The sequence below is a fragment of the Janibacter limosus genome, assembly GCF_004295485.1.
GTDB lineage: Bacteria > Actinomycetota > Actinomycetes > Actinomycetales > Dermatophilaceae > Janibacter > Janibacter limosus_A.
On record NZ_CP036164.1, the window covers coordinates 762,123 to 783,927 of the forward strand.

22 protein-coding genes and 4 tRNA genes are annotated in these 21,805 nt (G+C 71.2%); 14 read left to right on the top strand and 12 right to left on the bottom strand.

From position 1 onward, the window contains the following. Positions 1 to 38: 38 nt before the first annotated feature. Positions 39 to 1,070 carry a S66 family peptidase gene (locus EXU32_RS03695; RefSeq protein ID WP_130628687.1) on the top strand — a complete coding sequence of 344 codons (1,032 nt, stop codon included), beginning with the start codon at positions 39 to 41 and terminating at the stop codon, positions 1,068 to 1,070. Here EXU32_RS03695 and EXU32_RS03700 read toward each other — a convergent pair. Both EXU32_RS03700 and EXU32_RS03705 read right to left on the bottom strand, forming a co-directional pair. Then, positions 1,045 to 1,899 carry an alpha/beta hydrolase family protein gene (locus EXU32_RS03700; protein ID WP_130628688.1) on the bottom strand — a complete coding sequence of 285 codons (855 nt, stop codon included), beginning with the start codon at positions 1,897 to 1,899 and terminating at the stop codon, positions 1,045 to 1,047. The two genes, EXU32_RS03695 and EXU32_RS03700, sit on opposite strands and share 26 nt — an antisense overlap. 26 nt (positions 1,900 to 1,925) lie before the next feature. Next, positions 1,926 to 3,671 (bottom strand): glycosyltransferase, encoded by a 1,746-nt coding sequence (locus tag EXU32_RS03705; RefSeq protein ID WP_130628689.1) that lies wholly within the window; start codon positions 3,669 to 3,671, stop codon positions 1,926 to 1,928. Positions 3,672 to 3,704: 33 nt separating this feature from the next. On the opposite strand from EXU32_RS03705, the gene rph reads away from it, so the two are divergent. Together rph and rdgB are read left to right on the top strand one after the other, a co-directional pair. Further along, entirely contained in the window at positions 3,705 to 4,463 is a 759-nt protein-coding gene (gene rph, locus EXU32_RS03710; RefSeq protein ID WP_130628690.1) for a ribonuclease PH, read from the top strand. Further along, complete coding sequence (gene rdgB, locus EXU32_RS03715; RefSeq protein ID WP_130628691.1) at positions 4,460 to 5,116, top strand: RdgB/HAM1 family non-canonical purine NTP pyrophosphatase; 657 nt, start codon at positions 4,460 to 4,462, stop codon at positions 5,114 to 5,116. The genes rph and rdgB overlap by 4 nt, the downstream gene beginning before the upstream one ends. Positions 5,117 to 5,293: 177 nt before the next feature. On the opposite strand, the gene EXU32_RS03720 is transcribed toward rdgB, so the two are convergent. Then, positions 5,294 to 5,380: transfer RNA gene (locus tag EXU32_RS03720), tRNA-Leu, on the bottom strand. A gap of 21 nt (positions 5,381 to 5,401) precedes the next feature. Between EXU32_RS03720 and EXU32_RS03725 the strand changes: the two genes are divergently transcribed. Continuing rightward, positions 5,402 to 5,860, top strand: a complete 459-nt coding sequence (locus tag EXU32_RS03725; protein ID WP_130628692.1) for an OsmC family protein — start codon at positions 5,402 to 5,404, stop codon at positions 5,858 to 5,860. Positions 5,861 to 5,866: 6 nt separating this feature from the next. On the opposite strand, the gene EXU32_RS03730 is transcribed toward EXU32_RS03725, so the two are convergent. Genes EXU32_RS03730 through EXU32_RS03740 form a run of 4 tightly spaced genes read right to left on the bottom strand, consistent with a single transcriptional unit; the run spans position 5,867 to position 8,379 of the window. After that, entirely contained in the window at positions 5,867 to 6,625 is a 759-nt protein-coding gene (locus EXU32_RS03730) for an energy-coupling factor ABC transporter ATP-binding protein (protein ID WP_130628693.1), read from the bottom strand. Continuing rightward, positions 6,622 to 7,326: a cobalt ECF transporter T component CbiQ gene (cbiQ, locus tag EXU32_RS03735; protein ID WP_242612872.1), complete on the bottom strand. Its 705-nt coding sequence runs from the start codon at positions 7,324 to 7,326 to the stop codon at positions 6,622 to 6,624. Before cbiQ ends, EXU32_RS03730 begins: the two co-directional genes overlap by 4 nt. A 58-nt stretch (positions 7,327 to 7,384) precedes the next feature. Next, positions 7,385 to 7,690 (bottom strand): PDGLE domain-containing protein, encoded by a 306-nt coding sequence (locus tag EXU32_RS17115; protein ID WP_165399564.1) that lies wholly within the window; start codon positions 7,688 to 7,690, stop codon positions 7,385 to 7,387. Beyond that, complete coding sequence (locus EXU32_RS03740) at positions 7,687 to 8,379, bottom strand: energy-coupling factor ABC transporter permease (RefSeq protein WP_165399565.1); 693 nt, start codon at positions 8,377 to 8,379, stop codon at positions 7,687 to 7,689. Before EXU32_RS03740 ends, EXU32_RS17115 begins: the two co-directional genes overlap by 4 nt. Before the next feature lie 92 nt (positions 8,380 to 8,471). On the opposite strand from EXU32_RS03740, the gene bcp reads away from it, so the two are divergent. From bcp to EXU32_RS03755, 3 genes are all read left to right on the top strand, one after another. Further along, a complete protein-coding gene (gene bcp / locus EXU32_RS03745; RefSeq protein ID WP_130628695.1) occupies positions 8,472 to 8,942 on the top strand; it encodes a thioredoxin-dependent thiol peroxidase in 471 nt (156 codons plus the stop codon). A 15-nt stretch (positions 8,943 to 8,957) separates the two neighbouring features. Continuing rightward, the gene (locus tag EXU32_RS03750; RefSeq protein ID WP_207233872.1) at positions 8,958 to 9,260 is read left to right on the top strand and encodes a DUF3618 domain-containing protein; all 303 of its coding nucleotides are present in this window, start codon (positions 8,958 to 8,960) and stop codon (positions 9,258 to 9,260) included. 135 nt (positions 9,261 to 9,395) lie between these two features. After that, positions 9,396 to 9,468, top strand: a tRNA-Lys gene (locus EXU32_RS03755). Positions 9,469 to 9,530: 62 nt separating this feature from the next. Here EXU32_RS03755 and EXU32_RS03760 read toward each other — a convergent pair. Then, positions 9,531 to 10,340 (bottom strand): copper resistance CopC family protein, encoded by an 810-nt coding sequence (locus EXU32_RS03760; RefSeq protein WP_130628696.1) that lies wholly within the window; start codon positions 10,338 to 10,340, stop codon positions 9,531 to 9,533. 107 nt (positions 10,341 to 10,447) lie between these two features. Here EXU32_RS03760 and EXU32_RS03765 point away from each other — a divergent pair. Beyond that, positions 10,448 to 10,520, top strand: a tRNA-His gene (locus EXU32_RS03765). Positions 10,521 to 10,596: 76 nt separating this feature from the next. On the opposite strand, the gene orn is transcribed toward EXU32_RS03765, so the two are convergent. After that, a complete protein-coding gene (orn, locus tag EXU32_RS03770; protein WP_130631035.1) occupies positions 10,597 to 11,220 on the bottom strand; it encodes an oligoribonuclease in 624 nt (207 codons plus the stop codon). Positions 11,221 to 11,495: 275 nt separating this feature from the next. On the opposite strand from orn, the gene EXU32_RS03775 reads away from it, so the two are divergent. Further along, positions 11,496 to 12,869, top strand: a complete 1,374-nt coding sequence (locus tag EXU32_RS03775) for a PrsW family intramembrane metalloprotease (RefSeq protein WP_130628697.1) — start codon at positions 11,496 to 11,498, stop codon at positions 12,867 to 12,869. Here the strand turns inward: EXU32_RS03775 and EXU32_RS03780 are convergent. Next, positions 12,866 to 13,555 carry a 4'-phosphopantetheinyl transferase family protein gene (locus EXU32_RS03780; protein WP_165399566.1) on the bottom strand — a complete coding sequence of 230 codons (690 nt, stop codon included), beginning with the start codon at positions 13,553 to 13,555 and terminating at the stop codon, positions 12,866 to 12,868. The genes EXU32_RS03775 and EXU32_RS03780 overlap by 4 nt on opposite strands. 76 nt (positions 13,556 to 13,631) lie before the next feature. Between EXU32_RS03780 and EXU32_RS03785 the strand changes: the two genes are divergently transcribed. Both EXU32_RS03785 and EXU32_RS03790 read left to right on the top strand, forming a co-directional pair. Beyond that, a tRNA-Arg gene (locus EXU32_RS03785) sits at positions 13,632 to 13,705 on the top strand. Positions 13,706 to 13,754: 49 nt separating this feature from the next. After that, complete coding sequence (locus tag EXU32_RS03790; RefSeq protein ID WP_130628699.1) at positions 13,755 to 15,479, top strand: dynamin family protein; 1,725 nt, start codon at positions 13,755 to 13,757, stop codon at positions 15,477 to 15,479. Positions 15,480 to 15,490: 11 nt separating this feature from the next. On the opposite strand, the gene EXU32_RS03795 is transcribed toward EXU32_RS03790, so the two are convergent. Continuing rightward, positions 15,491 to 16,756 carry an IS110 family transposase gene (locus EXU32_RS03795; protein ID WP_130628700.1) on the bottom strand — a complete coding sequence of 422 codons (1,266 nt, stop codon included), beginning with the start codon at positions 16,754 to 16,756 and terminating at the stop codon, positions 15,491 to 15,493. A 263-nt stretch (positions 16,757 to 17,019) separates the two neighbouring features. Between EXU32_RS03795 and EXU32_RS03800 the strand changes: the two genes are divergently transcribed. The 3 genes from EXU32_RS03800 (at position 17,020) to ettA (ending at position 21,169) form a co-directional block, all read left to right on the top strand. Continuing rightward, positions 17,020 to 18,681 carry a YfjP family GTPase gene (locus EXU32_RS03800; protein ID WP_242612873.1) on the top strand — a complete coding sequence of 554 codons (1,662 nt, stop codon included), beginning with the start codon at positions 17,020 to 17,022 and terminating at the stop codon, positions 18,679 to 18,681. Between the two features lie 183 nt (positions 18,682 to 18,864). Continuing rightward, positions 18,865 to 19,416, top strand: a complete 552-nt coding sequence (locus tag EXU32_RS03805) for a single-stranded DNA-binding protein (RefSeq protein WP_130628701.1) — start codon at positions 18,865 to 18,867, stop codon at positions 19,414 to 19,416. A gap of 70 nt (positions 19,417 to 19,486) precedes the next feature. Continuing rightward, positions 19,487 to 21,169, top strand: a complete 1,683-nt coding sequence (gene ettA, locus EXU32_RS03810) for an energy-dependent translational throttle protein EttA (RefSeq protein WP_130628702.1) — start codon at positions 19,487 to 19,489, stop codon at positions 21,167 to 21,169. 60 nt (positions 21,170 to 21,229) lie between these two features. Here the strand turns inward: ettA and thpR are convergent, their stop codons facing one another. After that, entirely contained in the window at positions 21,230 to 21,799 is a 570-nt protein-coding gene (gene thpR, locus EXU32_RS03815; RefSeq protein ID WP_130628703.1) for an RNA 2',3'-cyclic phosphodiesterase, read from the bottom strand. Between the last annotated feature and the right edge of the window lie 6 nt (positions 21,800 to 21,805).

Consider the following 21,805-nt stretch of genomic DNA (forward strand, 5'->3'; position numbering starts at 1 on the left):
GGTCGACGCGGGCACCCCCCGGCTGGTTGGCTGGCCCCATGGACGCGCGACTGCCCGCCCCCCTTCGTCCCGGTGACACGATCGCCATCACCGCACCGAGCAGCGTTGTCGCCCAAGCACTCTGGCCCCGCCTCGACGCCGCGATCGCGTACCTGCGGCGTCGCGGCTTCGAGGTGCTCGAGGGGGTCTGCCTGCGTGACGACGCCGACCACCATGTCAGTGCCTCGCGGGAGGCCCGCGCCGACGAGCTGATGGCCCTGCTCGTCGACCCGGACATCGCCGCAGTCGTGCCGCCGTGGGGTGGCGAGACCGGCATCGACGTGCTGCCGTACCTCGACTTCGACCTGCTCGCCGAGTGCGAGCCCTGCTGGTACGTGGGCTTCTCCGACATCACGACCACGATGCTGCCGCTGACCCTGCGCTCCGGGTGGGCGACGCTCCACGGGCAGAACCTCATGGACACGCCCTATGCGCCCGCGTCCGGCCTGCTCCACTGGCTCGACGTCGCCATGAGCGAAGGGGGTGAGCTCACCCAGACCGCTGCGACGCACCGGCGTGCGGAGGGCTGGGACGACTACGTCGCCGACCCGCAGGTCGACGAGCTCACGCTCACGGACCCGACCCGCTGGTCGCTCCTCGGGGGCGGGACGGCTTCCTTCGCCGGCCCGCTCGTCGGTGGGTGCATCGAGGTGCTCTCGCCGCTGGTCGGCACCCCCTTCGCCGCCGTGCCCGCGTGGGCCGCCGAGCAGTCGCAGCCGCCGATCGTCCTGCTCGAGGCCGCGGAGGGCAATGCCTTCGAGATCGCGCGGGACCTGCACGGGATGCGGCTCGCGGGGTGGTTCGACCGGTGCTCAGGAGTGCTCGTCGGCCGTACGCCCGCACCGGACGCCCCCACCCTCACCCAGCACGACGCGGTGCGCGACGCCCTCGGAGACCTCGACGTGCCGGTCGTGCTCGACGTCGACTTCGGCCACCAGCAGCCGATGATGCCGCTCGTGCTGGGCGCTCCGGCCCGGGTCGACGTCGGACCGGACGGTCAGCGGATCACGCAGGACCTGGGGCGATCCTGACCCGATCGAGCACCCAACGTGCGATGCGCTCGCCGATGATCTCGGGGGACCGGGCGAAGGAGTAGTGGTTGACCGGCTTGCCGGGGTCGCCCGCGGCCTTGGTGAAGGTGAACCTCTCCACGTCGGCGCTGGCGAAGAGCGCGACGAGCGCGTCGACGGCGGCCGGGGGAGCAAGGGTGTCGTTGTCGAGGTCGACGACGAGCATCGGGAGCCGTCGAGCACGCAGGCCGGTCGCCACGTCCTGGCCACGAGGAGCCAGCCGACCGGTGCGGGCGAAGGCCGCCCACTCCCGCATGAGCGTCATCGGCTGGGTGCCGCCGAAGCCGAACCGCGCGCCCGGCCAGTACCCCAGGACGCGCGAGAGCGTCCCGATGAGCTGGGTCTGGGTCAGCGTCTTGAGCCCGTGCTGGGACCGCCAGTGGGTGCTCCCCGACCCGATGAGCACGACGGCGTCGACGGCCGGCTGGTCGCCCGCCAGGTGAGCGGCGAGGACGTGGCCACCGAGGGAGTGGCCGAGCGCGACGACCGGGCCGTCGTGCCCTTCGCGCACGGACCCCACGACGGCCGGCAGCCACTCGTGGGCCAGCTCCGTGTAGCCGAGGTCCCGACCGCGACCGGCGAGCGGATGTGCCCCACCCTGGCCCGGGTAGTCGGCGACGCCCGCCGTCACCCCGTGGCGCGCGAGCTCGTCGACGAAGGGCCCGTAGTAGCCCGCCGGCACGCCCATGGCGGGCAGCACGAGGACGAAGGGGGTCGGCCCGTCGGCCCGGGCGACGTGCAGGGCGGTGGTGCCGCCGTCGGGCAGGGTGATCTCGCTGTGCTGGTCCACGTCGGTGAGGGTAGACGGTGGTGCCGTCAGCCGGAGCGCCGGCCGGCGTCCGCGCTGGCCTCCATGACGGCCTGTTCGACGGCGGGCCGCTGCTGGGCGAACTGGCGCCCGGTCGTCAGGACCCGCTTGACGAAGGGGAAGCCTGCCTCGAGCAGCTCGTGCCACCCGTGGAGCGTCAGGTCGACCGTGTCCGGGACGCCAAGCTCGGCGTGGCTCCACCCGGCCTCGCGGGACAGGCCGCCGCGGTCGACGGCCTCGGTCAGCCCCACCTCGTAGGTGCGCACGACGGCGCTCTTGGACTCCAGAGCCGTCACGTCGTCCCAGAAGGTGGCCAATGGGTCTCGCGACAGCACGCCTCCGCGGAAGCCCAGCAGGTAGCTCTGCAGGTGGTCGGCCGGCCACCGGTTGGCCGTCGCCCCCCAGACGTCCGTGGTGCCGGCGCTCAGTCGACCGAGCAGCTCGTCCAGCGGTGCGAGCGGCCCGATGAGGGAGTCGTTGGTGAGGACGACGAGGTCCTTGTGCGCGAGTCGTGGCCACGAGCGCAGTGCGTGCGCCCAGGAGCCGAAGTCGTAGGCCGTGTTGCCCCGGCGGACCACGGCCACGCCGGCCGGGACGTCGGTCGACCGGAGCCGGACCCACGGGTCCCTCGCGGCCACCACGAGGACGCCGAAGCCCGCGTCGGCCCACGCGCGGGCTGCTCGCAGCGCGTCGGGCCGGACCGCTGCGCCGGCGGACCACTCGGCCAGCACCACGACCCGGTCCCGGCCGAGGACGTCGTCGAGGTCGCCGACGAGGAGTCCCTCGCGGACGGGCAGGCGCTCGTTGGCCCACCGCTGCATCGACCACCGCGTGTCGCGCAGGCGTCGGCGGGTCTCCTGCTCCCAGTCCTGCACCCGGTCGGTGAGCGTCGGCGCCCCGCTCTCCTGCGGACGCTCGTGCGTGCCCCGCAGGGTCCACCACCTGGCCTCTGCGGCCTTGCTCAGCTCACCGGGGTGGGCGGCCCACAGCGAGGCCAGCCGTCCGAGCTGCCGGGCCCGGCCGCGAGCGAGGGCGGCGCGCGACGGGGACGCGTCGTACCCCAGGTCGATCTCGAACCGCTCGCCGACCACCCTGGGATGGACGCGCACGCCGTTGACGATGTTGGACACGTTGCTCCCGTGGAGGACCTGGGCCCACATCGGCGGGGCAGCGACCTCGCGCAGCCGGGCGTGCCCGCGTGCGCGGGCGTGCTTGGTGACGTAGACCGTCGCCGGCGGCTCGCCGTCCCGGCGGGCCTCGACGAGCGAGAGGAAGGGGCTGGAGAGCACATCGACGCGGTGGACGGCGCCGCTGCGCTCGATCTGGACCCCCCGTGGGAAGTCGACGAAGAGCCGGGACTGCTCGGCGAACTGCTCCTGGACGGAGGCCATGAAGTCCACCGCGATCGCGTCGTCGCTGTCCATCCGTGTCGTGATGACGAAGGGGGTGTGGCTGCGGGCAGCGACGTGCTCGGCGAAGCTGTCGCGACGGAAGGTCTCGTGGGTCCAGATCGGGGTGAAGGCGCCTGCGGCGAGCTCCTCGATCTCCTCCCGGAAGCCCGTGGAGCAGCGGTCGTCGAGCAGGACGAGCCACTCGAAGCCCTGACCGCCGCGCTGGGAGAGCACCGACGGGAGGGCTGCGTCGACGAAGAAGCCGAGGCGGTAGTAGAGCCAGTCCTCGCTGGCGGGGGCGGCATCGGGTGCCATCACCGCGCTGAAGCGCGTCAGCAGGAAGTGATCGAAGGGAGCGCCCACGTCGCCATCATCGCCGATCGTTAGCCTGAGCCCATGACTGACACCACCCCCCGCCACGACGGACGCACCCCCGAGCAGCTGCGCGAGGTGCGGATCACCCGCAACTGGCTCGACCACGCGGAGGGCTCGGTGCTCGTCGAGTTCGGTCGCACCCGCGTGCTCGTCGCCGCGTCCTTCGAGTCCGGCGTGCCGCGGTGGCTCAAGGGGCAGGGGACCGGCTGGGTCACGGCCGAGTACGAGATGCTGCCGCGCAGCACCAACACCCGCAGCGGTCGCGACTCCCGCAAGGGCAAGGTCGGTGGCCGCACCCACGAGATCTCCCGGCTGATCGGCCGCAGCCTGCGCGCGGTCATCGACACCAAGGCCCTCGGGGAGAACACGATCGTCCTCGACTGCGACGTCCTCCAGGCCGACGGTGGTACCCGCACCGCAGCGATCACGGGTGCCTATGTCGCGCTCGTCGACGCCGTCGAGGACGCCCGCAAGCGGGGGCTGATCGCCCCGGGCGCCAAGCCCCTCACCGGTTCGCTGGCCGCGGTCTCGGTCGGCGTCGTCGGTGGACGTGCGGTCTGCGACCTCGACTACCCCGAGGACTCCACGGCGGAGACCGACATGAATGTCGTCATGACCGGCACCGGCGAGTTCATCGAGGTGCAGGGCACGGCCGAGGGCGCTCCCTTCGACCGCGACCTGCTGGGTCAGCTGCTCGACCTCGCGACCACCGGCTGCGCCGACCTCACGGTCAGGCAGCAGGAGGCGCTCGCGGAGACCCCGCGGGAGCGCGTGCTGTGACCCGGCGGGTCGTCCTCGCGACGCACAACGAGCACAAGGTGAAGGAACTCCAGCAGATCCTCGCGGAAGCCCTTGGTGCCGAGGCCGAGCTGGGCCTCGAGATCGTCTCGATGGCGGCCTTCCCGGAGGTCGGTGAGATCCCTGAGACTTCAGTGACCTTCGCTGGCAACGCCCGGCTCAAGGCCGAGCACGTCGCGATGCACACCTCGCTCCCGGCGCTCGCGGACGACTCGGGCCTGGCCGTCGAGGTCCTCGGCGGCAGCCCGGGGATCTTCTCCGCCCGGTGGTCCGGGCTGCACGCGGGGGAGGACCTGCCACGCGCCGAGAAGGACCGCCGCAACCTCCAGCTGCTCCTCGACCAGCTCGCGGACGTCCGCGACGAGCACCGCCGCGCGGTCTTCCGTTGCGCGGCCGTCCTGGCGATCCCGGGCGGCACGACCGTCACGAGCGAAGGGGAGGTCCCCGGCGTGATCGTGCGGGAGCCCTTGGGGGACAACGGCTTTGGATACGACCCGATCTTCGTCCCGGACGGTGGCACCCGCACCCTCGCGCAGTACAGCGACGTGGAGAAGAACGCGATCAGTCACCGCGGCCGCGCCTTCCGCGCGATGGTCCCGCTCCTGCGCGAGCACCTGAGCACCGCACGACCTTAAGGAGATGCGCCCAGGCGGTCGCACGACCTCAAGGAGATGCGGCCCCGCAGTCGCACGACCTTAAGGAGATGCGCCCAGTCAGCCGCACGACCTCAAGGAGATGCGCCCCCGCAGTCGCACGACCTCAAGGAGATGCGCCGTCAGCCGCACGACCTTAAGGAGATGCGACTCAGGGGTTGGTGCCGAAGGCGGGACTTGAACCCGCACACCCTTACGGGCACGTGGACCTAAACCACGCGCGTCTGCCAATTCCGCCACTTCGGCTCGGTCAGGCAGTCTAGGCGGATGAGCGCGCACACCTTCACGACGTCCGTCGCGTGGGCCGGGTCGACCGCCACCGGTTACGACGACTACTCCCGCGAGCACGAGCTGACGATGGCCTCCGCGTCAGTGCTCGCGAGCAGCGATGCGGCCTTCCTCGGCGACGCTCGGTTGCCCAACCCGGAGCAGCTCCTGGTGGCCGCGGCCAGCAGCTGCCAGATGCTCTCCTTCCTCGCGGTTGCCGCTCGCGCCCGACTCGACATCGTCGACTACCGCGACGAGGCGGTGGGGGAGATGCCCGAGGGTGAGCGACCGATGTGGGTCACCCGGATCGTCCTGCGCCCGCAGATCACCCTCGGCAACCCGGCGCCGCGAGCCAAGGTCGAGCGACTCGTCGAGATTGCCCACCGGGAGTGCTTCATCGCGCAGAGCGTGCGGAGCGAGATCGTGCTGGAGCCCGTGCTGGTCGGTGTCACCGACTGACGCAGCTCAGCGGCGCGTGCGCCCCGGCACCGACCGCGGGTCGAACCCGTAGGGCAGCTCGAGCCGGTGCTGACGCATCAGCGCCTCGTCGGCCAGCACGTCCGCGGTCGCGGCGTCGGTCACCACCTGGCCGTCCGAGAGGACGACCGACCGCTCGCACAGCTGCAGCGCATAGGGCAGGTCGTGCGTCACCATCAGCACGGTGATGTCCAGGCCGTCGACGATCTCCGCGAGCTCACGACGAGACGCCGGGTCGAGGTTGCTGCTCGGCTCGTCGAGCACGAGGATCTCGGGCCGCATCGCCAGGACGGTGGCGACGGCGACCCGCCGCTTCTGCCCGAAGCTCAGGTGGTGCGGAGCCCGGTCGGCCACGTCGCCCATCCCGACGGCATCGAGGGCATCGGCCACCCGCTGGTCCACCTCGGCCGGCGACAGGCCGAGGTTGCGCGGGCCGAAGGCCACGTCCTGCGCCACGGTCGTCATGAAGAGCTGGTCGTCGGGGTCCTGGAAGACGATGCCCACCCGCCGGCGGACGTCGAGCAGGTGCTCGCGCACGACCGGCAGCCCCGAGACCGCCACCGATCCCGATGTCGGCACGAGGATCCCGTTGAGGTGCAGCACGAGGGTCGTCTTGCCCGCCCCGTTGGGCCCGAGCAGGGCCACCCTCTCGCCGGGGTGGATGTGCAGGTCGACTCCGGCGAGCGCGAGGTGCCCGTCGGGGTAGGTGTGCTGCAGGCCGCGCAGCTCGATGACTGGGGTGCTCACCGGGACACCATCGCAGCCACGAGGACGAGGGCCGCAGCCAGTGGCAGGGTCATCGCGGTGAGCCAGGTGCGCGGGGCGACGGCGATCGGCTCGACGTGCGTGCGCCCGTCGTGTCCCCGCGAGAGCATCGCCAGGTGCACCCGCTCGCCGCGCTCGTAGGAGCGGATGAAGAGCGCCCCGGCCGTGCTCGCGAGCACCGGCCACGACCTGAGCCCACCGCCGCGGAAGCCCCTCGACTCGCGAGCTACGCGCATTGCCTGCAGCTGCCCGCTGATGACGTCGGCGTAGCGGACCATGAAGCCGAGGATGAGCACGAGCTGACCGGGCAGCCTCAGCCGGGCCAGCCCGGTGACGATCTCGGCAGGCTGCGTGGTGGCAGCCAGCAGCAGTGACGCCCCGACGCCGAGCGTGCCCTTGGCCAGCAGGTTCCACGCGCCCCACAACCCCGCCTCGGAGAGTGTCAGCGGCCCCACGTCCACCCGTGGTCCCGTCGCGACGAAGGGCATGAGCACCGCGAAGACGACGAAGGGCACCTCGATGAGCAGGCGAGGCGCGAGGTGCCGCAGCGGGACCCGGCTGGTGAGCACCACACCGAGCAGCAGCAGGGCGTGCACCCCGAAGGCCCAGATCGCCTCGCGTGGGGTCGCGACGACGGCGATGACGAAGAGCAACGTGGCAAGGATCTTCAGGTGCGCGGGCATGGCCTGCAGCCATGAGCTGCCGTGATGGGCCAGCGCGTGGCGGTGGGAGCCGGCCACCTCAGTCGCGGCGGCGGACGACGAGGCGCAGCACGAGCCACATGAGGGCGCCGGTGAGCAGGACGCCGACGATGCCGGCCACCCCGCCGGAGACGAAGCCGCTGTCGACCCCCAACGTCTCGTAGTCGGCGAAGGGGGACCCGTCACTGCCGTGCTCCCCGGCCGAGTCGGCGAAGCCGAGGGTCTCGGCGACGTGCTCGAGCCCGTCGGGGTGGCCGGACGCCCAGAAGCTCACGACGGCAGCGAGCAGCAGGCAGATGGCCAGGCCGACGAGGACGAGGGTGCGGGTGGACACGCGCTGCTTCACGGTGCCACCACCTCACGGTCGGCGGAGGTCGACCTGCCGGTGGCCAGGTGCCGTGCACCGTGGACGAGGTCCGGGCGCACCGACATCACTGCGGAGACGACGAGGTAGGTGATGACTGCCTCGCCGATCCCGATGAGGGCGTGCCAGGTGATCATGGCGCCGAAGAGGGTTCCGGCCGGTACGGGGGCGCTCCCGCCGACGAGGAAGAGCCCCGCGAAGGCCGCAGCGGTGACCGGGACCGACAGCACTGCCGCCGTGGCCGCCGCCGCCGGGACCGAGGCAGGGCGCGAAGGGAGGACCCGCCGGGCGAGGGCGAAGACCAGCCAGCCGACCCAGACGCCGATCAGGGCCATGAGGGTGACATTGGTGCCTAGGGCCGTCAGGCCCCCGTCGGCGAAGACCAGCGCCTGCACGAGCAGGACCACGGTCATGCACAAGGTGGCGGTCCACGGGCCGACGAGGACCGCGGCCAGGGCGCCCCCGAGGAGGTGGCCGGAGGTCCCGGTGGCCACGGGGAAGTTGAGCATCTGCGCGGCGAAGACGAAGGTCGCGACGAGGCCTGCCAGGGGAGCGACGCGGTCGTCGAGGTCGCTGCGGCTGCGACGCAACGCCAGCGCGACCCCCGCGACGGCCACGACCGCCGTGGCCATCGAGGTCGGGGCGTCGAGGAATCCATCGGGGACGTGCATGTGTCTCCTTCACGGCCGTACGCGCTGGGATAGTTTGGGGCGCGTCCACCGACCATATTGCACGTGTGTGCAGGCACAGAGAGCGAGGCGACATGGGCGAGCGACTCACCCCGGGCGACCCGGCCCCGGACTTCACCCTTCCCGACGACACCGGTGAGCAGGTCTCGCTGAGCGACTTCCGCGGCAAGCGGGTGATCGTCTACTTCTACCCGGCGGCCATGACGCCGGGGTGCACCAAGCAGGCCTGCGACTTCAGCGAGTCGCTCGAGGCGCTGCGTGCGGCCGACACCGAGGTCGTCGGCATCTCACCGGACGCGCCGGCGAAGCTCGCCACCTTCCGCGAGCGCGACGGGCTGACCATCACGTTGCTCTCCGATGCGGACAAGTCGGTGATGACCGCCTGGGGCGCATATGGTGAAAAGAAGTTGTACGGCAAGGTCGTGCAGGGCGTCATCCGCTCTACGATCGTCGTCGGACAAGATGGTGTGGTCACCCACGCCCAGTACAACGTCAAGGCGACGGGCCACGTGGCCCGTGTCCGCCGTGACCTCGGCATCGAGTAAGGACGGAACCACCACGTGAGCAATGACAACCCGAGCATGACCAAGCTCGAGAACGACATCGTCACGACCCGTGACCGGCTCGCCCAGACGATCGACGAGCTGAGCGTCCGCGCGGCGCCCAAGAACGTCATCGCCCGGAAGAAGGAGCAGGCCAAGGTCTCCTTCACCCAAGCGACCCGGACCGAGTCGGGCGAGCTGCGCATGGACCGGGTGGCGATCGCCGCGGCGGCCGTCGTCGGGCTCGTCGTGCTGAAGATCGTCTCGGCCAACCGTAAGCAGAAGAAGTGGGAGCGCCAGCGCGCCAAGCGTTCCTGGTGACGCACCACGACAGCAGCGAAGGGGGGTCCCGCCGGTCGGCGGGACCCCCCTTCGTCACGTGGTGGAGGCCGGCAGAACCGCCATCTGGCACCGATTTCGTTCTGCGCGCTGGCTGCTGCTAATGTTTCTCCTCGCGCGCCAATAGCTCAATTGGCAGAGCAGCTGACTCTTAATCAGCGGGTTCGGGGTTCAAGTCCCTGTTGGCGCACAGCTCACGAAGGGCCCCACCGCATCGCGGTGGGGCCCTTCGTCGTGAGGGGCAGGCGCCTGTCAGCCGCGCCACTCGTCGAGGTCGATGTCCTCGTCATTGCTGCCGCGGCCGCGGCCGCGGGCGATCAGCCCGGCGGCGGCCAGGAGGACGAGCAGCACGCCCAGCCCGGCGATCCAGACCCACGTCGGCAGGCCCTCGTCGTTGCTGGAGCCCTCATCGCCGTCCGTCGGGGCTGCGGCGCTGGAGGAGGAGCTGCTGGTGCTGGCGGGCGCGGTCGGCTGGGTCTCGCCGTCGGTCGCACTGGTCGCGGAGGAGGCCGGCGCCGACGAGGAGCTGCTCGGCGGTGCGGTCGTCGAGCCCGGGGCCGACGACGTGGCGCTGCCCGGGCTGCTCGCGGACGGCGCGGTGCTCGAGCCGCTCGTGCCCGGGGCCGACGAGGTCGGCGTGTCGACGGCGCCCTCGTCACCGGTGGGCGGTGTGTAGGTGAAGCTCAACGTCCCGCTGATCGGGTGCCCGTCGGCGCTGACCACCTTGTAGCTCACGGTGTAGTCGCCGGCGGCGAGCGAGGACTTCAGGGGCTGGTAGACCGTGTTGCCGTCCACCTCGGGCTTGCCCTCTGTCGCGTCGGTCGAGCCGCTCTTGACCGAGATCTGGTTGAGGCCCTCCTTGATCTGCTCGTTGAACTGCAGCATCACCTCGGGCGGCGTCGCCGTGAGCGTCGACCCGTCCTTGGGGCTCGACGCCTCGAGTCGGGCGTGGGCCGACGCGGGGGAGGCCGTCACGACCATGGCGACGAGCAGCGCTGCGAGAGCAAGGATCGCGCTCGCCAGACGGACGAAGGGGGCAGGAGTCCGGTGTGTGGTGGTCACCGGACCATCGTGCCTGATGACACGACGGCAGGGTGGGAGGGGGTGGTCACGAGCAAGCCCGCCGCTCAGGTACGATGGTCCCCGCTGCCCGAAGTTGAGGGCACATGGTGGGTATAGCTCAGCTGGTAGAGCATCGCCTTGTGGTGGCGAGGGCCGCGGGTTCAAGTCCCGTTACTCACCCCGATGTCGAAGGCCCCCCGGTTCGCCGGGGGGCCTTCGTCGTGCTCGGGCTCAGCCTGCGACGAGCAGGCGTGGATCAGCCGACCTGGTACTTGCTGGCGATCTGCTTCAGCTCGGCGCTCTCCAGCCCCGGCTGGGGACGGAAGACGGCCTCGCGGTAGTAGCGCAGCTCGGCGATCGACTCGGTGATGTCGGCGAGCGCCCGGTGGCCGCCCTTCTTGTCCGGCGAGGCGAAGTAGGCCCGCGGGTACCACCGACGCGAGAGCTCCTTGATCGACGAGACGTCGATCATCCGGTAGTGGAGGTGGCTCTCGAGGGCGACCATGTCCCGGGCGAGGAAGGCGCGGTCCGTGGCGATCGTGTTGCCACCGATGGGCGCCTTGCCCGCCTCGGGCACGTACTCCTTGATGTGGGCCAGGGCTGCGTCCTCGGCCTCCTGCAGGGAGGTGCCCTCCGCGAGGACGTCGAGCAGGCCGGACGTGGTGTGCATGTCGCGCACGAAGTCGTTCATCTGCGCCAGCGCGGCCTCCGGCGGCCGGATGATGATGTCGATGCCCTCGTCGAGCTGGTTGAGCTCGTAGTCGGTGATGAGGACGGCGACCTCGATGAGCGCGTCGTGCTCGAGGGAGAGCCCGGTCATCTCGCAGTCGATCCAGACGATGCGTTCGGACGAAGTCGAAGAAGTCACGCGCGTCACCATACCGACCCGGCCCACGTAGCCCTCGTCACTGGGGAGTCCTACCCACGGACAGCGACGGTGGGCTCGGTTAGCGTGACGCCATGAGCTCGACTCCGCCACCCCCGCCACCCGGTCAGCCGCCGGTTCCCGTGGGACCGCCGCCGCCCCCGGGGCAGGCTGGCCCGCCCCCGCCGCCTCCCGGTGCGCGGACGGCAGCGACCACACCCCCGCCTCCCGGCCGGTCCCCGGCCCCTCCGCGCACGGGCGGGGCATCAGAGGACACCCTCACGCGTCGGGTGCTGCGACGGGGTGCTCCGGAGGAGCCCGAGTGGTACCGCACGGCCAGCCGCTCGATCGCTCTCGCGGAGCAGGAGGCGCGGACCGACTCGCGGCGGAAGGTGCTGGCCCAGCAGCGGGCCTACGAGGCCCAGCAGCAGGCGGCGGCCCAGGCCGCAGCCCAGCACAACGCCAACCAGGCCTTCGCCCAGCAGCAGGCCCAGCATCAAGCCTGGCTGCAGCAGCAGCAGTACACGGCGCACTACGTCACCGAGCGCGCCCACACCAACCCGACTCCGCGCCCGACCCTGCGCACCTGGCTGCTCGCCGGCATCGTGACCGTGGCGTCCTTGGTCTTGCTCCTGATCTTCACGCTGTACTACGGAGCTGCCTTCGGCATCGTGCTGACGCTCGTCAGCCTCCTGGCCGCCCTCATCCCGCTGACGCTCGTCGTGCCGATCTTCCTGTGGCTCGACCGCTTCGAGGCCGAACCCTGGCGCTACCTGCTCACCGCCTTCCTCTACGGAGCGCTGGGGTCGACCCTCCTGGCCATCGTCGGCAACCTGATCTTCGGGACGCTCCTGGGCGCGCTCTTCGGTGCCGACAACCAGGACGTGCTCACCGCTGTCATCTCCGCACCCCTCGTCGAGGAGACGACCAAGGGCGCCTTCCTCCTCGTCATGTGGTTGCTCATGCGACGCGAGTTCAACGGACTCACCGACGGCATCGTCTACGCAGGCATCGTGGCTGCCGGGTTCGCCTTCACCGAGAACATCCAGTACTTCGCGGGCGCGGCCATGCAGCAGGGGGTCGCCGGGTTCGGCTGGACCTTCGTCCTGCGAGGGCTGGTCACTCCTTTCCTCCACCCGATGTTCACCAGCATGACCGGCATCGGCGTCGGGATGGCTGCGGTCTCGCGGTCCATGCCCGTCAAGTTCGTCGCGCCCGTGCTCGGCTGGTGCGCCGCCGTGCTCGTGCACGGCCTGTGGAACCTCAGCGCCTCCAACGGACTGCCCGGCCTGATCACCGGGCTCGGGGTGGGCTTCATCGCCTTCGTCAGCTTCCTGTGCTTCGTCGTCTGGACCCGCAGGCGCGAGGCCCGCGTGATCGGCCAGCACCTCGTGGCCTACGTCGACACCGGCTGGCTCTCCGCCGACGAGGTCGGGATGCTCGCGTCGATGAAGGCGCGCCGTGCCGCGCGTCGGTGGGCGAAGTACCACCGGGGTCCGCAGGGGGTGCGGTCCATGCGCAGCTTCCAGGACTGCGCGTCAGAGCTGGCGCTGCTGCGCTACCGGCAGCTGAGCCACGTGGCCGAGCCCGTGTCCCTGGAGCGCGAGCGGGTGCTGCTGGACTCGATGACGGCCCGCCGCCGCGAGTTCGCCGGAGCCGTCTAGCGCACGGAGGGGCCGACGACGACCTCGAGCGGCTCCGCGGTCAGTGCCGCCACGGCGGCGCGGTGGTCCCCGGCAGGCAGCGCCACGTCGGCGATCGAGATCGCCGACGGCCGGGGCTCGTCGGCTCGCCAGTCGACGAGCGCGGGGGGCTCGAGCGGTCCGGAGACGAGGACCTCCGACGGGTCGACGACGAGGCCGTGGCCGGTCGCCTTGAGGACCGCCTCCTTGCGCGCCCACACCCGGGCGCGCGCGACCAGCAGGTCGTGGCCGGTGAGGTCGGCGAACCCGGGAGCCTCGTCGCGGGCCAGGGTCGCCCCGGCGAAGCCCTCGAAGTCGGCGTCGGTGAGGTCCTCGACGTCGACGCCGACCTCCACACCCTGCGCCACGGCGACGACCGCGACATCAGGGGTGTACGAGAGGGAGAAGTGCCACCCGGGCGTGTCGACGAGGTGCGGCTTGCCGTGCTTGACGCTGTCGCACGTGGTGCACCGCCGCTCGAAGACCAGCGTGGCGGGGTCGCGATCGAGCAGCTCCCCGAGGACGCGCCGCACGAGGGCGTGGCCGGTGACGAAGGGGGTGGCCTGCCTCTTGCGCTCGGCCCGGGCCCGCTCGCCGTCGTCGAGAAGAGCGAGGTCGGTGGGGGAGTCGCTCACCCCGGCCTCGCGCACGATCACACGGACGGACATGGTCTCGATCATGGCAGGTCAGGACGGTCACTACACTGAACCCGCCCCGCTTGGTCACCAGTGCCGCGCGGGGCGAGCCTCCGTAGCTCAGGTGGACAGAGCAAGGGCCTTCTAATCCCTAGGTCGTTGGTTCGAATCCAACCGGGGGCGCTCCCGTTTTGCACGCTGCCGCAGGCCTGTTGCTGGTTAAGGTGTGCGCATGGGTGAGATCGCGCGGGACAGTGGTGTGGACGCCGACCTCCTGGCGAGGATCTCGGCGTTGCGTGACGAGGTCGACCGGAGCCGGTTGACGCTGGACCTGCCGAGCACCCAGCAGGCGTGGGTCGAGCGCCAAGCGCTGCTCGACCAGCTCGACGACTACGTCATCCCGCGGTTGTCCTCGATCGACGCCCCGCTGCTCGCGGTCGTCGGGGGGTCGACCGGCTCGGGCAAGTCGACGCTCGTCAACTCGATCCTGCGCCGCGAGGTGAGCCGGTCCGGCGTCCTGCGACCGACGACCACCAGCCCAGTGCTCATCCACCACCCCGACGACGAGCGCTGGTTCCGCGACGCGAGGATCCTCCCTTCGCTCGGCCGGGTCACCGGTGACGACCGCGGCGAGCCGCAGCCCGGCACCGTGCGCCTGGCCCCGTCGCCGACCCTGCCGCCCGGCATGGCGATCCTCGACGCCCCCGACATCGACTCCGTCGTCTCGGCCAACCGCGAGCTGGCGGCCCAGCTCCTCTCGGCCGCCGACCTGTGGCTCTTCGTCACCACTGCGGCGCGGTACGCCGACGCGATCCCGTGGAGCCTGCTGCGTCAGGCCGCCGACCGGGGGACCGCCGTCGCGCTCGTGCTCGACCGCGTCGACCGCCCGGCCATGGCCGAGGTCCGCACCCACCTGATCGAGATGCTGCGTGAGCAGCACCTCGAGACCGCCCCCGTCTTCACCGTCCCCGAGACGCAGCTCGACGCCGAGGGGCTCATCCCCGAGGCCGACATCGAGCGCCTGCGGGGCTGGCTGACGGCGCTCGCCGGCGACCAGCGCGCCAGGACCAGCATCATCCGCCAGACCCTCCAGGGGGCCCTGCGCTCGCTCGACGGGCGCGCCCAGCGGCTCGTCGAGGCCGCGCAGTCGCACCGCGAGCAGACGAGCAGCCTCTCCCAGGCCGCCTACGACGCCTACGACAAGGCCGAGGAGGGCGTCACCGCCGGCATGCAGGACGGCCAGCTGCTGCGGGGCGAGGTCCTCGCCCGCTGGCAGGAGTTCGTCGGCACCGGCGAGTTCTTCCGCAAGGTGGAGAAGGGGGTCTCCCGGATCCGCGACCGCGTCACCTCCGCGGTGTCCGGAGGTCCCGCGCCCTCCGCCGAGCTCGACGAGGCCCTGCACACGGGCGTCAGCGCGCTGCTGATCTCCGAGGCCGACACGGCCGCGGCGACGGTCGCCCGCACCTGGCGGGGCACCGAGGCCGGGCCCGTCGTCCTCGAGGCGCACCCTGGCCTCGGGCGCTCGTCGAGCCAGCTCGAGCCGGCCGTCGAGCGACTGGTGCGTGACTGGCAGGACGACGTCCTCGACATCGTGCGCGCCGAGGGCGCCAACCGCCGGACCAACGCGCGCGTGGCCGCCTACGGCATCAACGGCATCGGCCTCTTCCTCATGCTCGTCTCCTTCGCCCACACCGGGGGAGTCCTCGTCGCCCCGGAGGTGGCCATCGCCGGTGGCACCACGGCTCTGGCGCAGAAGGTGCTCGAGGCGATCTTCGGCGACCAGGCGGTACGCGACATGGCCAAGAAGGCCCGCTCGCTCCTCCTCGACCGGGTCGAGGCGCTCTATGCGTCCGAGCGTGACCGGTACACCGAGGTGACCGGGGACCTCGCCGTCAGCGAGGCCCAGATCCGCCGCCTCCAGCAGGCGACCGCAGCGATCGGTGAGGTAGTGCGATGAGAAGCCCTGTGTCAAGCCGCCTGGTTTTGGGTGGCTCGTCGGATGGTCAGGACGCGTTGGAGCGCGTGGTGCTTGTCGGGGTCGTAGGCAGCGTTGTCTTGCCAGCAGTGCCAGATGACGTAGAGCCAGGCGCGGGCGAGGATGCGCACGGCGTGGGCGTGATCGTGTCCGCGGGCTCGGGACCGGTCGTAGAGGTCGGCGGCCCAGAGGTTGGCGTGTCGGCTGCCGCCGGCGAAGTCGGTGACGGCGTCGCGCAGTTGCTTGTCGCAGGCCCAGCGGAAGCCGACGACGCGCATCTTGCCGGATTGTCGGGTCGAGGGCGCGACGCCGGCCAGGCAGGCCAGGGATTCGGGGGTGGGGTACTTGGCGCGGCAGTCGCCGATCTCGGCCAGCAGCCGGGCGGCGCGTACGCGTCCGGAGCGGGGCAGGCTGGTGAAGATGTGCCCGTCGGCGTGGGCGTCGAGCTGGTCGCCGATCTGGCGGCCCAGGATCTTGATCTGCTCGACCAGGGTCGTCAGCAGCGCGATCATCGCGTGGGTGCTGCCGGCCTCGGCGGTGGCCGCCGGGCCGGTCAGGCCCCTGGGTGCCTGGGTCAGGTGGGCGTGGAGCATGGCAGGGTCGGTGCGGCCGCTGTAGCCGACCGAGGCCAGCCACTTGCCCAGCCGGGCGGGAGAGAGCCAGTCGGCGCGCTCTTGGGTATCGAAGCGGGCGATGAAGGCCAGGCTGATCTCGGAGTCGAGGTCGGCGAACAGGCCCACCGCGCCGGGGAAGACGATGCTCAGGTGGGCGCGCAGCTGGTTGGCGGCGGCGACCCGGTGGGCCACGAGGTCCTTGCGGGTGCGGCAGGCGCGGCGCAGCGCCGTGGTGGCCTGGGTGTCCGGCTCCAGTCGGCGCAGCCGGGCCCGGTCGGTGCGCAGGGTGTCGGCGAGCACGAACGCGTCGAAGCGGTCGTCCTTGTTGCCGGCCGAGCCGTACCGGCCGCGCAGGTTCTTGACCTGGTTGGGGCTGATCACCACCACCGTCAGTTCGGCCTCGAGGAGGACGTCGATGATCGGCCCGTCGGGTCGTTCGATGGCGACCTCATCGACGCCGTGCTTGGCCAGGAAGATGACCAGGTCGCGCAGGCCGGTCGTGGTGTGTTCGACCATGACGCGCGCTATTTCGCGGCCGCGGCCGTCGACGATGCACGCGGCGTGGTCATCCACGGCCCAATCGATGCCGGCCGTGACGTCGTTGAGTGGGGTTTCGGGCAGGGTGGTGCTGGTGGCAGACTGCATGTCAGCCTCCTCGCTGCTAGTCCCAGTGGGGAGGCACCCTCATGTGGTGCCGCTGGTGCCGGGACGCAGCTGCCGGTTCGCTCACTGATCGGCGCTCGGAGGCGCTCAGCCCTGTCGACGGTCTGCACGTCCCGGGTAACCACCAGACCTCGCAGATCTCATCGTGGACATCCAACGCATCGAGCGAGCTGGGCGATGGCCTGGTGGCACCTCGGGTGCATCAACGCCCTATCGGAGAACGCTGATACAAGGAAGGTAGACCAGTGAGCCGGCTGAACCCCCTTCGTCGATCTGGCGGTGCCACCCAGGCCCTGTCCGTCGAGGAGCTCGGTGCGCGAGCCGATGCGTTGTCCGGCGCACTCGGGACCGGTGGCGCCCGGCTGGAGCCGGCGCCGGCCGCGCGTGCCGGTGAGGTCGTCGACAAGGTCCGCGAGCGCACCTCCCTGGTCGGTGGGCACACGGTCGTCGCCCTCGCGGGGGCCACGGGCTCGGGCAAGTCCTCCCTCTTCAACGCCCTCGTCGGGGCCGAGGTGGCCCGGTCGGGGATGCGCCGTCCGACGACCTCGACGCCCACCGCTGCCGTCTGGGGCTCGGAGCCCGCAGGTGAGCTGCTCGACTGGCTCTCCGTGGGTACCCGGCACCAGGTCGAGGGGCCCGACACCGATCAGCTCGACGGACTCGTGCTCGTCGACCTGCCCGACTTCGACTCGCGGGAGTCGGCGCACCGCGAGGAGGCCACGCGGGTCCTGGAGCTCGTCGACGTCTTCGTCTGGGTCACCGACCCGCAGAAGTACGCCGACGCCGTCCTCCACGACGACTACGTCGCCGTCCTGCGGGAGTACGGCGCGGTGACCATCGTCGTGCTCAACCAGGTCGACCGTCTCCCCGCCGGTGGCCAGGAGCAGGTCGAGGGCGACCTCGCGCGACTCCTCGAGCGCGACGGCCTCGACCGCCACGAGGTCATCGGGACCTCCGCCCTCACCGGTGCGGGTCTCGGCGAGCTGCGCGCGCGCCTGCACGACGCGGTCGAGCACTCCGATGCCTCCCGTCACCGGCTGGGAGCCGACCTGCGGACCGCCGCCGAGGGCCTGTCCTCGTCGGTCGCCGACGTCGAGGCCGGGATCCCCGACCGCACCCGGGCCGAGCTCGTCGACGCCCTGGCCCGTAGCGCTGGCGTGCCGACCGTCGTCGATGCCGTGGCCAGGGACTTCCGCATGGAGTCGTGGGCCCGCACCGGATGGCCCTTCACCCGGTGGGTGCGAGCCTTCCGTCCGGCCCCGCTGAAGCGGCTTCGTCTGGACCGCCAAGCCGACGGTGCTCCCGACATCACCGAGCACGACGTGCGTGCCGTCCTGGGGCGCTCGTCGATCCCGCCGCCGGCGCCGGCTGCCCGCGCCGCGGTGGACCTCGCCTCCCGTCGCATCGGTACCGCCGCCGGTGAGGGACTGCCGATCCGCTGGGCCGACGCGGTCGCCGACGCTGCGCGACCCCCGAGCAACGACCTCGCCGACGACCTCGACCAGGCCGTCATGCGCACCTCCCTGCGGGGCCGCAAGCCGATGTGGTGGGCCCTCTTCGGGCTGCTGCAGATCCTGCTCGCCGTCGCTGCCCTGGTCGGGCTCGTCTGGCTGGTCGTCATCGCCCTCGCCGGGTGGTTGCAGCTGCCCGCCATCCCGACCTTCGACGTGGGTCCCTTCGCCACCCCCTTCCTCCTCCTCGTCGGGGGCCTCCTCGCCGGCCTGCTCCTCGCCGCGGTCGCCCGATGGCTGGCGGGGATCGGAGCGCGCAAGCGCGGCAAGATGGTCGACAAGCGCTTGCGACTGGCCATCGGCGCCGTGGCGGACGAGCGGGTCGTCGAGCCTGTCGAGCAGGTGCTGACCGACCACGCCGGTGCGCGAGCCGGCATCCGGCGCGCGCTCGGCTGAGTGCTCGTCCACCCCTGCCGATCACTCGTCCATCCCTGCTGAGCGTCCGTCCACACCCTCGGCGAGCCACTCGTGGCTCTCCACATCCTGCGGCCGCCCGTGCTCGGCGCTCTATTGACGCTCGAAGGTGGATCCCACGAGCCCACCCGGTCCACGGGGGGCGGGAGAGCTGGGAGAGCAGTCATGAACGAGACCGTCATCACCGTCTGCGGCCGGGTGGTCGCCGACCCCGAGCACCGCAGCACCAGGGCCGGGACGCAGTTCACGACCTTCAGGGTCGCGAGCACGGTGCGCCGTCGCAACCGCGAGGGGGTCTTCGTCGACGGGCCGACGAGCTTCTACAACGTCGCGGCCTACCGGTCGGTGGGGATGAACTCGCACACCTCCCTGCGCAAGGGTGACCCCGTCGTCGTCTACGGGCGGCTGACGATCAACACCTGGCAGCGGGCCGACGAGTCCTGGGGCAGCTCGCCCGAGGTCGAGGCGATCACCGTGGGCCACGACCTGACCTTCGGGACCACCGAGTACGCCAAGGCGGGTCGGGGCGCGGCGGACGCTGCCGCCCAGGAGGCCTCGCAGCACGGCTACGCGATGATGACCGACCGGCTCGAGTCGGGCGAGGGACAGCGCTGGGGAGCGCCGGTGGACGCGCCGTCCGGTGAGGCCACCGGGGACGACCTGGGGGAGGACGTCGACGCCACGGAGCAGCCGGCGGCGGTCACCGTGCCCGCCTGAGGAGGCGCCGTGGGTCGAGGCGGGCGGGAGACGATTCGGGCGCGGGGGCAGGAGTGGATAGCCTGCCCCCATGGCCGATTACATCTACACCATGGTCCGTGCGCGCAAGGCACACAACGAGAAGGTCATCCTCGATGACGTCTCGATGTCCTTCTTCCCCGGAGCCAAGATCGGCATGGTCGGGCCCAACGGCGCCGGCAAGTCGACCATCCTCAAGATCATGGCTGGGCTCGACCAGCCCAGCAACGGCGAGGCGAGCCTCAAGCCGGGCGCGACGGTGGGCATCCTGCTGCAGGAGCCGCCGCTCAACGAGGACAAGACCGTCCTGGGCAATGTCGAGGAGGGCGCTGGCGAGATCAAGGCCAAGCTCGACCGCTTCAACGCCATCTCCGAGGAGATGGGCGAGCCGGACGCCGACTTCGACGCGCTCATGGAGGAGATGGGCAAGCTGCAGGAGGAGATCGACCACGCCGATGCGTGGGACCTCGACTCCCAGCTCGAGCAGGCGATGGACGCCCTGCGCTGCCCGCCGCCGGACAGCCCCGTCACCAACCTCTCCGGTGGTGAGCGTCGCCGCGTGGCCCTGTGCAAGCTGCTCCTGCAGAAGCCGGACCTGCTGCTCCTCGACGAGCCCACCAACCACCTCGACGCGGAGTCCGTCCTCTGGCTCGAGCAGCACCTGGCGGCCTACGCCGGCGCCGTCGTCGCCGTGACGCACGACCGGTACTTCATGGACAACGTCGCCCAGTGGATCGCCGAGGTCGACCGCGGGCGCCTCTACCCCTACGAGGGCAACTACTCGACCTACCTGGAGAAGAAGCAGGAGCGCCTGCAGATCCAGGGCAAGAAGGACCAGAAGCTCGCCAAGCGGCTGAAGTCCGAGCTCGAGTGGGTCCGCTCCAACGCCAAGGCCCGCCAGACGAAGTCGAAGTCGCGACTCGCGCGCTACGAGGAGATGGCCGCAGAGGCCGACCGCACGCGCAAGCTCGACTTCGAGGAGATCCAGATCCCGCCGGGCCCGCGCCTGGGCAGCAAGGTCATCGAGGTCAAGGGCCTGAAGAAGGGCTTCGACGAGCGAGTGCTCATCGAGGACCTGTCCTTCTCGCTGCCGCGCAACGGCATCGTCGGCATCATCGGCCCCAACGGCGTCGGCAAGACCACGCTCTTCAAGACGATCGTCGGCATCGAGGAGCCGGACGCCGGCGTCGTCGACATCGGCGACACGGTCAAGCTGTCCTATGTCGACCAGAACCGTGGCGGCATCGACCCGGAGAAGAACGTCTGGGAGGTCGTCTCCGACGGGCTCGACCACATCCAGGTCGGGCAGGTCGAGATCCCATCGCGCGCCTACGTCAGCCAGTTCGGCTTCAAGGGCCCCGACCAGCAGAAGAAGGCTGGTGTGCTCTCCGGCGGTGAGCGCAACCGCCTCAACCTCGCGCTCACCCTCAAGCAGGGCGGCAACGTGCTGCTCCTCGACGAGCCGACCAACGACCTCGACGTCGAGACGCTCGGCTCGCTGGAGAACGCCCTCCTGGAGTTCCCGGGCTGCGCCGTGGTCATCTCCCACGACCGGTGGTTCCTCGACCGCGTCGCGACGCACATCCTCGCCTACGAGGGCACCGAGGAGGACCCCGCCAGCTGGTACTGGTTCGAGGGCAACTTCGACGGCTACGAGGCCAACAAGGTCGATCGCCTCGGCGCCGACGCGGCACGTCCGCACCGCGTCACGCACCGTCGCCTCACCCGCGACTGAGTCGGCTCACCTACGGCGCCGGGCGTCCGCCCCCTTCACGAAGGGGGTGGACGCCCTTCGTCATCTCCGGCCGAGGGGGAGGCGGGCCTCGGCCTCGTAGTGCGGCCGTCCCGAGCGGTTGGCCCGCGAGACGAAGACGGTGACCTCCTGCGCGAGCCAGGCCGGTCCCGAGTAGGCCTCCATGGCGTCGAGCCACGATGTCGCGTCGACGGCCCGACGCGACCGCGCGAGCGTGAGGTGCGGTCGGTAGTCACCTCCTGCGGTCGGCACCCCGATCCGGGAGCACGCCGATCGCGTCCTCAGGGCCAGCCGCTCCAGGTCGCCCAGACCTCGTGGGTCGGTGGGACGGACGTCGGTCCACATGACGCGGGCGTCGCCGGCGTGGGGAAACATGCCGGCGCCCTTGAGCCGCAAGGGGATCGGATCGCACGAGTCGGCCACGACCGCGACCTCCTCGACCATCTCGTCGATCCCGGACTCAGGCACCTCGGCCATGAAGGCGAGCGTCACGTGCCACAGGTGGGCGGGCGTCCAGCGCCATGGTGAGTCGAGCGCGCGCCGCGGCGCGACGAAGGCGTCGAGGTCGGCGTGGGCCGGCTCGGGCGGGACGATCGCGACGAAGGCACGCACCGGTCC